Here is a 12140-nt window from a genome sequence, read left to right on the forward strand (position 1 = left end):
CCGCGTTTCCCTTTCCGGCGCTTCCGACTCTATCAGATCCTTTCGGGCCTGATTCCCAGTCAGCGGGAGCTGCCTTCCCGGCCGTTGGGCCGTTCCGGCTCGTGAGACTTTAGCGGATTCCCGGCTCCCGAGCTAATCGGGGTCCGCGTCCTTTCGAACGTGGATTCCTCATTTCGCAAATGCCCACGCCAATGGCACGACAGCAGATCGACTGCGCGTCGAGTGTGGGTGGTACCTGCGGAATGGCTGTCCGGGGACCGATCGGAATCGGTGCTCACGTCGGACAACTCGGAGAACAGTACGCATCGGGTCGGGTCGTGTCAACCCGCTGCTGCGGTGCATCCCGGAGGCGTAGTGTGGGCCTCATGATGACGCGTATGTGCACCCAGCTGTGGTGGGCCGCCTGACGGCGGCCACTGTCACGTACGCACTCGACGGCCGCCGACTGGCGGCCGTTCTCGTATCTCCCTCCCGGAGGAGCCGGCCGGCTGGCACGGCGGCCCCGTACCGGAACACCGGAGAGGTGGAGAGACGGGATGACGCGGGTCTTCAGTGGGATCAAGCCGACCGGGCATCTGACGCTGGGGAACTATCTGGGAGCCATGCGGCGCTGGGCGGCGGTGGACCAGCACCGGGCGGACGGGCTGTTCTGCATCGTCGATCTGCACGCGCTGACCGTGGACCACGACCCGGCGCGGGTGCGCCGGCTCAGCAGGCAGGCGGCGACGCTGCTGCTGGCCTCCGGGCTGGACCCGGAGCTGTGCACCCTGTTCGTGCAGAGTCATGTGGACGAGCACACGCGGCTGTCGTACGTGCTGGAGTGCGTGGCCACGGACGGGGAGATGCGGCGCATGATCCAGTACAAGGAGAAGGCCGCGCGTGAGCAGGGGCGTGGGGGAAGTGTGCGGCTGTCGCTGCTGACGTACCCCGTGCTCATGGCGGCGGACATCCTCGCGTACGGGACCGACGAGGTGCCGGTGGGGGACGACCAGGCGCAGCACGTGGAGCTGACGCGGGACCTGGCCGTGCGGTTCAACCAGCGGTACGGGCAGACGTTCGTGGTGCCCCGCGCGACGCACCCCGGGGTGGCCGCCCGGGTCATGAACCTGCAGGAGCCCACCTCGAAGATGGGGAAGAGCGACGACGCCGGGCCGGGGATCGTCTATCTGCTCGACGAGCCCGACGTGGTGCGCAAGAAGGTTTTGCGGGCCGTGACCGACAGCGGGCGGGAGGTCGTGTACGACCGGGAGGAGCGGCCGGGCGTCGCAAATCTGCTGGAGATACTCGCGGCCTGCGAGGGCGGGGACCCCGGGGAGCTCAGCGGTGCGTACGCGTCGTACGGGGCTCTGAAGAAGGCCGTCGCCGAGGCCGTGGTCGAGGTTCTCCGGCCCGTGCGGGAGAGGCACAGGGAGCTGTGCTCCGATCCCGCGTACGTGGAGGGGGTGCTGCGGAAGGGTGCCGAGCGGGCCCGGGAGATGGCGCGGCCGCGGGTGGACGCCGCCTTCCGGGCGATCGGGCTGCTGCCGCCCGTGTGAACGGCGGGAGCGGGTGAGCGGAGCGGGTGGGGCGAGCGGGACGTCACCGGGGGACCGGACCGGGCCGGGTGCCGGGCCCCCGGTGACAGCCCGGCGGCGTTCAGCTGTTGTTGCCGGAGGCGAGCTCGCGGCTGCGGTCGCGGGCCGCCTCCAGGGCGGCGATGAGCGCGGCCCGTACGCCGTGGTTCTCCAGCTCGCGGATGGCGCTGATGGTGGTGCCCGCGGGGGACGTGACGTTCTCGCGGAGCTTGACGGGGTGCTCGCCGCTGTCACGGAGCATGGTGGCCGCGCCGATGGCGGACTGGACGATGAGGTCGTGGGCCTTGTCGCGGGGCAGGCCGAGGAGTATGCCCGCGTCGGTCATCGCCTCGACCAGGTAGAAGAAGTACGCCGGGCCCGAGCCGGACAGGGCGGTGCACGCGTCCTGCTGGGTCTCGGGGACGCGCAGCGTCTTTCCGACGGCGCCGAAGATCTCCTCGGCATGGGCCAGGTGCTCGGAAGTGGCGTGGGTACCGGCGGAGATGACGGACATGGCCTCGTCGACGAGAGCGGGGGTGTTCGTCATGACCCGTACGACGGGGGTGCCCGGGGCGAGGCGCTCCTCGAAGAAGGAGGTGGGGATGCCCGCGGCGCCGCTGACGATCAGTCGGTCGGCGGGGGTGTGCGGGGCCAGTTCGTCGAGGAGGGCGGCCATGTCCTGGGGCTTGACCGTGAGGATGAGGGTGTCGGCCGTCTTGGCCGCCTCGTCGTTGCCGACCGGGGTGACCCCGTAGCGGGTGCGGAGTTCCTCGGCCCGTTCGGGGCGGCGGGCCGTGACCAGGAGGCTGCCGGGCGCCCAGCCGGCTCGGATCATGCCGCTGAGCAGGGCCTCGCCGATCTTCCCGGTGCCGAGGACTGCGACTTTCTGGGTCATGGTGCGGGTGCCCTCCGAGGTTGCGTCGTCCTACGGGCATCCTCGCACCCGGAGCGCCGCCGGGGACGGGATGTCCGGTGGGCGGGACGTGGGGCGGGCCGGGGAGACGCCCGCGCTACGGACGGCGGCGGCGCGAGGGGTTGCCCGTGCGGCGGGCCGTACGGCGTTCGTACTGGGCGCGGGCCTTCTCGTACTCCTCGCGGTGCAGTCCCTCGCCCGGGGCCTCGGTGAGGGAGCGGAAGAAGTAGGCCAGGAGGGAGCCGAGGAAGCCGATGGCGAGCAGTCCGCGCAGCGAGGCGTGGCGGTCGGGGTCGGGCCGCTTGAGGTAGCCGCCCCAGGTGTGGCCGAAGGCCAGCGCGGTGCACACCGCGAACATCACCACGACGAGGACGGGGACGAAGCCGCCCATGGCCGCGAGCCGCAGGCCCTCGTAGGCGAAGCCGAGGACCAGGCAGGTGACGACGACCAGGGCCAGCGAACCGGCGGAGACGGCCGCGCGGCGGCCCCGGTAGCCGTCGTCGTGGTGCACCCACGTCGTCCCGAAGAAGCGGATGGGTTCGGGACGGGGACCCGCGGGTGCGGCCGGAGGGCCGGTACCGGTGCCGGTGCCGGTGTCCGTACCGGTGCCGGTGTCCGTACCGGTGCGGTGTCGCTCGTCGCTCACCCGGCGATTATCGCTCCGGACCGGCCGGCCCCCACGGTCGCCCCCGCGTCATGCGCAGTTGGGGGCCACGTAACCGTCGCTGCCCGTGTAGACGTACGCGTCCGAGACGTATTGCCCGCTCGCGATCGAGTCCCAGATGTTCGACGTGCCGTACGGACCGCTGACCGTCGTGCCCGTGCGCTGACAGCGGATCGACACCTGTGCGCCCGCGGGCAGCGTGCCCACGATGCCGTACTGCGTGCCCGGGCCGCTGCGGACGTTCAGGCGAACGCCCGGTGCGACCGGATATGTGCGGTCTGCCACCGAAATGTTCTGCGCAGCCGAGAGCTGGATCTCCTGCGTGGCCATGTAGGCCCTCCCCCGTGAACCTCGTTACCCCGTTACCCCGTCGCCACGTCGCCTTGTTGAGCGGTTCACGCCAAGGGCGCGTGGTGCGCCGAGGCTAGCAAGCCGCCGGGGTCTCGCACGAGGCATCGACTAGGCTCTGCGTTTCGCGCACGCGACCGGACACGCGGGGGTGAGGGATGCCGCCACAGCGCAGCGCCGGTACCGATCCGGAAGCGGAACCTCCGCGGTATGCCGGGCAGTACCTGCTGGAGGGGAAGCTCGGCTCCGGTGGCATGGGAGTCGTGCATCTCGCGCGGTCGGATTCCGGACTGCGACTGGCGATCAAGGTCGTGCACGCGGCCCATGCCCAGGACCCGGAGTTCAGGGGACGGTTCCGGCAGGAGGTGACGGCCGCGCGACGGGTCAGCGGCGCGTTCACCGCACCGGTGGTCGACGCCGACCCCGAGGCCTACCGCCCCTGGATGGCCACCCTCTTCATCCCCGGCCCGACCCTCGCCGAGCATGTGAAACGGAACGGCGCGCTGCCTGCCGCGAGGCTGCGGCAGCTGATGGCGGGGCTCGCGGAGGCGTTGCGCGACATCCACCGGGCCGGTGTGGTGCACCGCGATCTCAAGCCCAGCAACGTGCTGCTGGCCGAGGACGGTCCCAAGGTCATCGACTTCGGGATCTCCCGGCCCGCCGACAGCGAACTGCGCACCGAGACCGGGAAGCTGATCGGCACGCCCCCGTTCATGGCTCCGGAGCAGTTCCGCAGCCCGCGGGAGGTGGGTCCGGCCGCCGACGTCTTCGCCCTCGGGTCGGTCATCGTGCACGCGGCGACCGGCAGCGGGCCCTTCGACTCCGACAGCCCGTACCTGGTGGCGTATCAGGTCGTGCACGACGCGCCGGACCTGACGGGTGTGCCGCAGGAGCTGTCCGGGATCGTCGCGCGCTGCCTGGCGAAGGAGCCCGGCGACCGGCCCACCCCGGACGAGCTGATGACGGAGCTGCGATCGGCACGGGCCTCGTACGACACCCAGGCGTTCGTACCCGAGCGGCGGGGGGCCGGCGGGGCGGGGCGGAGGACGGCTGCCGCCGGGGGTGAGGGTTTCTCCGTCACCGGCGACCGGGCCGTCACCGGCGACCGGGCCGTCACCGGCGACCGGTCCATCACCGGCGACCGGTCCATCACCGGTGGAGAGCCCGTAGCCGGTGACGTCGGTGAGGCGTCCCGTACCGGTGAGAGGGCCGCCGTCGGCGAACACCCCCGCCTCCCCGCGGCGGTCCGCGCCCGCCGCCGGCGGCTGTGGTGGGTTCCCGCCGTCGCGCTCGCCGTGCTCGCCGTCGGGGTCTTCGCGCTCCGTCCGGGCACCGAGAGCCCCGTGGCTTCGGCGCCCGGGCCGACGACGGAGCCGTCGGGGAGCGCCTTCCGGCCCTGGGACGTCACCGTGGGCGCGCGAGGCGCCGCCGAGGCGACCGGTGTGCCGCGGTGTGCGTACACGCCCCGCGCGCTCTACTGCGCCCGTTCCGGTGTCCTGGCCACGGCCGTCGACCCGGACGGCGGGAAGGTGCTGTGGTCGCGCGGCGCGCCCCCGGGGGACGAGGCGCCGGCCGGGGCGCCCGTGCTGTCGGGCGGGCTCGTGCACGTCGTCGGCGACGCGGGGGACGGGCGCCGGCTCACCGCGCTCGACCCGGCGACCGGCCGGACCCGCTGGAGCCGCGACCTCCCGGCGCCCGCCCTTCCCGTCAGCCAGGCCGGCGGGGTTCTCCTGATCACCGGCACCGACTCGATGGTCACCGCGCTGGACGCGGCCACCGGCGAGGAGAAGTGGCGGCGCGCGGTCCCGATCCCGGAACAGCCCTCGCCGAGCTTCCAGTCGTACGGCGACGGACTCGCGTACGCGGTCAGCGCGGCCGGAGCGGGGACGCGGGTCACCGTGGTGGACCCGAAGACGGGGGACGTCCGCCGGCAGCGGCGGCTGGACGGGGCGCTGGGCCTGGTGGACGTCCGCGACGGCACCCTGTGGTTCACCTCGTCGGACCTGTACTCGTACACGGACGCCGTCGTGCGGTACGACGTCGCGAGCGACACCGTACGGCGGGTCGCCCTGCGCTTCGGTCTGCCCGGGGCGCAGGTCGCCGTCCGTGACGACATGGTCTACCTGCTCGCCGACGGGGGTGCGCTGGTCGCCGTCGACACCCGAGAGGGAGCGCGGGAGCGGGAGGTGTGGCGGTTGGAGACGTCCGTCAGTTTCGCCTCGGCTCCCGTCGTGGCCGGACACCGGCTGTACTTCACGGCCGCCGACGGGCGGCTCCTCGCCGTCGACACCGCCCGGGGCAGGCTGCTCGGTCAGACCGGGCCGCGTCTCGCCGAGGACGCGGGGAAGCTGGTCGCCTCGCTGCCGACGCCGGTCGTGGCCGAGGGAAGGGTGTACGCCGGGGCTCCGGACGGGTCGCTGTTCGCGGTGGACGCGTCGGACCCGGCGGGCTGGTAGGGGGACGGCAGGGGACGAACCGGCCGGGGCCGGCACCCGGTACTCCCGGGTGCCGGCCCCGGCCGGTTCGTCCCGCGTCAGCCCAGCTTCGTCACGTCCCGCACCGCGCCCTTGTCGGCGCTGGTCGCCATCGCGGCGTAGGCGCGCAGCGCGGCGGAGACCTTGCGGTCACGGTTCTTCGGGGCGTACACGCCGTTCAGGGCCTGCTCGCGGCGGGCCAGCTCGGCGTCGTCCACCAACAGCTCGATCGAACGGTTCGGGATGTCGATGCGGATCCGGTCGCCGTCCTCGACCAGGGCGATCGTGCCGCCGGAGGCCGCCTCCGGGGAGGCGTGGCCGATGGACAGGCCCGAGGTGCCGCCGGAGAAGCGGCCGTCCGTGACCAGCGCGCAGGTCTTGCCCAGGCCACGGCCCTTGAGGAAGGACGTCGGGTACAGCATCTCCTGCATACCGGGGCCGCCCTTGGGACCCTCGTAGCGGATGACGACGACGTCGCCGTCGGTGACCTGCTTGTTCAGGATCTTCTCGACGGCCTCCTCCTGTGACTCGCAGACCACCGCCGGGCCCTCGAAGGTCCAGATCGACTCGTCGACTCCGGCCGTCTTCACCACGCAGCCGTCCACGGCCAGGTTGCCCTTGAGGACCGCGAGGCCGCCGTCTTCGGAGTACGCGTGCTCGGCGGAGCGGATGCAGCCGTTCTCGGCGTCCGTGTCGAGGGCCTCCCAGCGCTCGGACTGGGAGAACGCCTCGGCGGAGCGGACGCAGCCGGGGGCCGCGTGCCAGAGCTCGACCGCCTCGGGGGACGGCGAGCCGCCACGCACGTCCCAGGTCTTCAGCCAGTCCGCGAGGGAGGCGCTGTGGACGGACGTCACGTCCTCGTTGAGCAGGCCGGCCCGGTGCAGCTCGCCGAGGAGGGCGGGGATGCCGCCGGCGCGGTGCACGTCCTCCATGTAGTACGTGCGCGTCTTGGCGACGTTGGGGGCGACCTTGGCCAGGCAGGGCACGCGCCGCGAGACCGCGTCGATCTCCGCGAGGCCGAAGGGGACGCCCGCCTCCTGGGCGGCGGCCAGCAGGTGCAGGATCGTGTTGGTGGAGCCGCCCATCGCGATGTCCAGCGCCATCGCGTTCTCGAAGGCCGGGACGGAGGCGACGGAGCGGGGCAGGACCGTCTCGTCGTCCTCCTCGTAGTAGCGGCGGGTGATGTCCATGACCGTGCGCGCGGCGTTCTCGTAGAGGGCCTTGCGGGCGGTGTGCGTGGCGAGCACCGACCCGTTGCCGGGGAGGGAGAGGCCGATCGCCTCGGTCAGGCAGTTCATCGAGTTGGCGGTGAACATGCCGGAACAGCTGCCGCAGGTCGGGCAGGCGTTCTCCTCGATACGGAGGATGTCCTCGTCCGAGATCTTGTCGTTCACGGCGTCGGAGATCGCGTCGACCAGGTCGAGGGTGCGGACCGTGCCGTCGACGAGGGTGGCGCGGCCGGACTCCATCGGGCCGCCGGAGACGAAGACCGTGGGGATGTTCAGGCGGAGCGCCGCCATCAGCATGCCCGGGGTGATCTTGTCGCAGTTGGAGATGCAGATCAGGGCGTCCGCGCAGTGGGCCTCGACCATGTACTCGACGCTGTCGGCGATCAGGTCGCGGGAGGGCAGCGAGTAGAGCATGCCGCCGTGGCCCATCGCGATGCCGTCGTCGACCGCGATGGTGTTGAACTCGCGCGGGATGCCCCCGGCCTCCCTGATCGCCTCGCTGACGATCCGGCCGACCGGCTGGAGGTGGGTGTGGCCCGGCACGAACTCCGTGAAGGAGTTGGCGACCGCGATGATCGGCTTGCGGCCGATGTCCGCGCCCGGTACACCGGAGGCGCGCATAAGGGCGCGGGCGCCCGCCATGTTGCGGCCGTGGGTGACTGTGCGGGACCTCAGCTCGGGCATCGTCGCTCGCTCCTTCGGGGCGGATACCGGCTTCCGGTGGTCGGTGGGAGCCGGTGGATCGGACGGTATCGAGCGTACGCCCGTCATCCAGTGGGCGGACAGATGGTCCGGAATGCGGGATGCAGGTCTCGGCCGACGCGTTCGGTACGGGCGGGGCACGGGCTGGGTACGGACGGGTACGCACGGGTACGCACGGGTACGGACGGGTGCAGGCGGGTGGTGCAGGCGGGTACGGATCGCCCGGGAAAGCCGGGGCCGGCGGCTCCAGGATGCGGCCCGAGACGGTGGCCGAGGTCTCGTTGTGCGGGGCGGCGCGGACGACGGTGAGCAGCGGCGTACGAGGCACCACCGGGTCCTCCCGGACGCCGGGGACGAAGCGGGTCAGGCGGGTGCCGACCCCGTCGAGGGGCTCTCCTCGACCGCCTTCGGAGCGTCCATGACCGGGGCGGATGCGGCCGCTGTGGCGGCCTCGACGGCCTGCTCCTTCGTATCGGAGCAGTGGTGCACGAGCGCCGGGGCGGCGCCGACGGTGTCGGCGATCACGCGGACGGACGGACGTCCGGTCGTGGCCGCGCCGGGAGGACGCCTCGCGGGCGGCGTCAGGATGCGGTCGCGGGCGGCGTCAGGATGCGGTCGCGGGCGGTCGGCAGGTCGGCCGACCCTGCGCGGGGCGGCCGTCTCCTGCGGGGCGGGGGCCGGCCGCCGGGGTCACGGCCGGGGCACCTTCGAGGCTGAGGAGATTGAGGAGACGGAGGAGGCAGAGGAGGCGGCGAGGTGCAGCCGGGTGAAGGCCAGGGCCTCGGCGAGGTCGGCCTCGCGCTCGGCGCTGGACATGGCGCGGCGGGTGTTGACCTCGATGACCACGTGACCGTCGAAGCCGCTGAGCGCGAGGCGCTCCAGCACCTCGGCGCAGGGCTGGGTGCCACGGCCCGGGACCAGGTGCTCGTCCTTGTTGGAGCCGTTGCCGTCGGCGAGGTGGACGTGGCCGAGGCGGTCACCCATGCGGTCGACCATCTGCAGGGCATCCGTGCGGGCCGTCGCGGTGTGGCTGAGATCGACCGTGAAGTGGCGGTAGTCGTCCTTGGTGACGTCCCAGTCGGGGGCGTAGGCGAGCATCTCGCGATCGCGGTAGCGCCAGGGGTACATGTTCTCGACGGCGAACCGCACATCCGTCTCGTCCGCCATCCGCCAGATGCCGGAGACGAAGTCGCGCGCGTACTGGCGCTGCCACCGGAAGGGAGGATGGACCACGACGGCGTCGGCGCCCAGCTTCTCGGCGGCGGCCCTGGCCCGCTGGAGCTTGGTCCAGGGGTCCGTGGACCACACGCGCTGGGTGATCAGCAGACAGGGGGCGTGGACGGCCAGCACGGGGATCTGGTGGTAGTCGGAGAGTCTGCGCAGCGCCTCGATGTCCTGGCTGACCGGGTCGGTCCACACCATGACCTCGACCCCGTCGTACCCGAGGCGCGCGGCGATTTCGAAGGCCGTCGCCGTCGACTCCGGATAGACGGAAGCCGTCGACAGGGCGACCTTCGCATCCGGGATGCGCACCGCTGGTTCTGCCACGAAGGACAGGGTACGGGGCCGCGCTGCGCACCGGGAGCCGGTTCCTGTGGCACCGCTGCGGGGTACGGCAACCGGCCATCGGCTGACCCGCGCATACGGGCCCGACGGGTGGCGGAACCACCCCTTCCGGGGTGGCGGATGTCACGCCGGAAGGGGTGGTATCGGGCGGCGAGGGGCGGGGCGGGGACAGTGCGGTCTGTACGGGGCGGCGCACCGTCGGGCCGGGACAGCGCGCGGCCGGATGGGACGGCGCACGGTCGCACGAAGACGGCTCGCGACTGATACGAGACGACGACGGCCGGGGCCTGGACAGTGCGCGCCGGTACTCGGCGACGCACGATCGGCGACAGAGACGTAGAGGGCACGCGGCCGGAGACGGCATACCGTCGGTGCGGCGCGGGGCCGGGGCGACGCGGGGCCTGGGCTGCGCGGGTCCGATGCGACGCGGGGCCGGTGCGGCATGCGGCCGGGGCGGTGAGCGGCCGGTGCGGCATGCGACCGGGGCGGTGAGCAGCCGGGGCCGCGCGGACCAGTACGGCACGCGGCCGGCACCACGGCACGCGGCCGGCACCGCCCGGGACCGGTGCGGCATGCGGCCCTGGCCGCCCACGAGGCCGGTGCGGCATGCGACCGGGGTCGCGTGCCGCGTGTCGTCACGTCATCGGTACGTGCTTCGGGCCCGGGGCCCGGGTCGTCGGCATGTGGTCCAGGCTGCGGAGGATGACGCCCTCGCGCAGGGCCCAGGGGCAGATCTCCAGGGCCTCCACGCCGAGCAGTTCCATGGCGGCCTCGGCGACCAGCGCGCCCGCGAGGAGCTGGCCCGCGCGGGCCACGGAGACGCCGGGCAGCTCGGCGCGCTCGGCGACGGTCATCCCGGCGAGTCTGGGCACCCAGCTCTCCAGCGACTGGAGCTTGAGCTCGCGCTGGACGTACAGGCCGTCGGCGGAGCGCGCGGCGCCCGTGAGACGGGCCAGTTGCTTGAACGTCTTCGAGGTGGCGACCACGTGGTCGGGGGTGCCGAACCGGCTGAACTCCCCCACGGACCGGGCGATCCCGGTGCGCACGTGCCGGCGGAGCGCCTTCACGTCGGCCGGGTCCGGCGGGTCCCCCGGCAGCCAGGCCGCCGTCAGCCGGCCCGCGCCGAGCGGCAGCGACACCGCGGTGTCCGGCTCCTCGTCCATCCCGTACGCGATCTCCAGGGAGCCGCCGCCGATGTCGAGCACGAGCAGCTTGCCGGCCGACCAGCCGAACCAGCGGCGCACGGCCAGGAAGGTGAGCCGTGCCTCCTCCTCGCCGCTGAGGACCTGGAGCTCGACGCCGGTCTCGGTGCGCACGCGCGCGAGGACCTCGTCGGCGTTGCCCGCCTCCCGCACGGCGGAGGTGGCGAACGGCAGCAGGTCCTCGACGCCCTTGTCCTCGGCGGCCACCAGCGCCTCGCGGACGACGCCGACGAGCCGCTCGACGCCCTGGTCGGTTATGGACCCCTCCTCGTCGAGGAGCTGGGCCAGTTTCAGCTCGACCTTGTAGGAGTACGCGGGCAACGGACGGGCGCCCGGGTGCGCGTCCACCACCAGCAGGTGCACCGTGTTCGAACCCACGTCGAGGACACCGAGTCTCATGTACAAAACGCTACTGCCTGACGGCGGGCCGCCGGTCACCGCAGCGACGCCGGGCGTCCTACCCTGGACGGGTGCCAAAGACGAAAAAGGCGAAGGACGGAAAGACGGCCAAGAAGGCGAAGGTGGCCAAGGACGCCAAATACGTCGTGCGTTCTTCGCAGGCGGCGCAGGCGGAGGTGCCGGAGCCCGCGGTGCCGGCGCTGCGCCCTCAGGAGCCCGACGAGAAGGGGCTCGACTTCGCGCGCGCGTGGGTGGAGTTCCCTGATCCGGCGGACGAGGAGCAGGTCTTCCGCTGCGATCTGACATGGCTGACCTCCCGCTGGAACTGCGTCTTCGGCAGCGGCTGCCAGGGCATCAAGGCGGGCCGTGCGGAGGACGGCTGCTGCACCTTGGGTGCCCACTTCTCGGACGAGGACGACGAGAAGCGCGTCGCCGGACATGTGGCGCGGCTCACGCCGGACATCTGGCAGTACCACGATGTGGGCACCCGGTCCGGCTGGGTCTCGGAGGACGAGGACGGCGAGCGCCAGACCCGCCCGTACAAGGGTTCGTGCATCTTCCAGAACCGGCCCGGGTTCGCCGGGGGCGTGGGCTGCTCGCTGCACATCCTGGCGCTCAAGGAGGGCCGTGAGCCCCTGGAGACCAAGCCGGACGTGTGCTGGCAGCTGCCGGTCCGGCGGACGTACGAGTGGATCGACCGTCCCGACGACACGCGGGTGCTGCAGGTCTCCATCGGCGAGTACGACCGGCGCGGCTGGGGTCCGGGCGGCCACGACCTGCACTGGTGGTGCACGTCGGCGACCTCGGCGCACGGCGCGGGCGAGCCGGTGTACGTCTCGTACCGGCCCGAGCTGATCGAGCTGATGGGCAAGGCCGGGTACGACCGGCTGGTCGAGCTGTGCGAGGAGCGCCTGAGGTCGCAGCTCCCGCTGCTGGCACCGCATCCGGCGGACCCGGTGCGCTGAGGGTCGGGTCCTCGGCCCGAAGCCCGGAGGGCCCGGAGCCCGGGGACCAGGGCCCGGAGCCGCACGTCGGCTGTCGCGGTTGTCGCGGCCGTCGGACGGGCCGGACGGGCCGGACGGGCCGGAGC

Annotated in this window: 10 protein-coding genes; 3 read left to right on the plus strand and 7 right to left on the minus strand. The window is 72.7% G+C overall.

Annotation, left to right across the window (positions count from 1 at the left end):
* Positions 1-536: 536 nt before the first annotated feature.
* Complete coding sequence (trpS, locus tag IEZ04_RS32820) at positions 537-1535, plus strand: tryptophan--tRNA ligase (RefSeq protein ID WP_189220646.1); 999 nt, start codon at positions 537-539, stop codon at positions 1533-1535.
* 100 nt (positions 1536-1635) lie between these two features.
* Here trpS and proC read toward each other — a convergent pair whose 3' ends face one another.
* From proC to IEZ04_RS32835, 3 genes are all read right to left on the minus strand, one after another.
* Entirely contained in the window at positions 1636-2448 is an 813-nt protein-coding gene (proC, locus tag IEZ04_RS32825; protein ID WP_189220647.1) for a pyrroline-5-carboxylate reductase, read from the minus strand.
* Between the two features lie 115 nt (positions 2449-2563).
* Complete coding sequence (locus IEZ04_RS32830) at positions 2564-3112, minus strand: EamA/RhaT family transporter (RefSeq protein WP_189220648.1); 549 nt, start codon at positions 3110-3112, stop codon at positions 2564-2566.
* Positions 3113-3160: 48 nt separating this feature from the next.
* The gene (locus tag IEZ04_RS32835; RefSeq protein WP_189220649.1) at positions 3161-3460 is read right to left on the minus strand and encodes an SH3 domain-containing protein; all 300 of its coding nucleotides are present in this window, start codon (positions 3458-3460) and stop codon (positions 3161-3163) included.
* A 176-nt stretch (positions 3461-3636) separates the two neighbouring features.
* Here IEZ04_RS32835 and IEZ04_RS32840 point away from each other — a divergent pair, with 176 nt between their 5' ends.
* Positions 3637-5934 carry a serine/threonine-protein kinase gene (locus IEZ04_RS32840; RefSeq protein WP_189220650.1) on the plus strand — a complete coding sequence of 766 codons (2298 nt, stop codon included), beginning with the start codon at positions 3637-3639 and terminating at the stop codon, positions 5932-5934.
* A 77-nt stretch (positions 5935-6011) separates the two neighbouring features.
* Here IEZ04_RS32840 and ilvD read toward each other — a convergent pair whose 3' ends face one another.
* The 4 genes from ilvD to IEZ04_RS32860 all read right to left on the minus strand — a co-directional run bounded on the left by ilvD (position 6012) and on the right by IEZ04_RS32860 (position 11050).
* Positions 6012-7865, minus strand: coding sequence for a dihydroxy-acid dehydratase (ilvD, locus tag IEZ04_RS32845; protein WP_189220651.1), 1854 nt, complete (start codon positions 7863-7865; stop codon positions 6012-6014).
* Positions 7866-8246: 381 nt separating this feature from the next.
* Complete coding sequence (locus tag IEZ04_RS32850) at positions 8247-8408, minus strand: hypothetical protein (RefSeq protein WP_189220652.1); 162 nt, start codon at positions 8406-8408, stop codon at positions 8247-8249.
* Between the two features lie 165 nt (positions 8409-8573).
* Positions 8574-9431 (minus strand): sugar phosphate isomerase/epimerase family protein, encoded by an 858-nt coding sequence (locus IEZ04_RS32855; protein WP_189220653.1) that lies wholly within the window; start codon positions 9429-9431, stop codon positions 8574-8576.
* A 653-nt stretch (positions 9432-10084) separates the two neighbouring features.
* Positions 10085-11050 carry a Ppx/GppA family phosphatase gene (locus tag IEZ04_RS32860; RefSeq protein ID WP_189220654.1) on the minus strand — a complete coding sequence of 322 codons (966 nt, stop codon included), beginning with the start codon at positions 11048-11050 and terminating at the stop codon, positions 10085-10087.
* 71 nt (positions 11051-11121) lie between these two features.
* Between IEZ04_RS32860 and IEZ04_RS32865 the strand changes: the two genes are divergently transcribed.
* A complete protein-coding gene (locus IEZ04_RS32865) occupies positions 11122-12015 on the plus strand; it encodes a DUF3109 family protein (RefSeq protein ID WP_189220655.1) in 894 nt (297 codons plus the stop codon).
* Positions 12016-12140: the final 125 nt, after the last annotated feature.

Source organism: Streptomyces ruber (genome assembly GCF_014648075.1).
GTDB lineage: Bacteria > Actinomycetota > Actinomycetes > Streptomycetales > Streptomycetaceae > Streptomyces > Streptomyces ruber.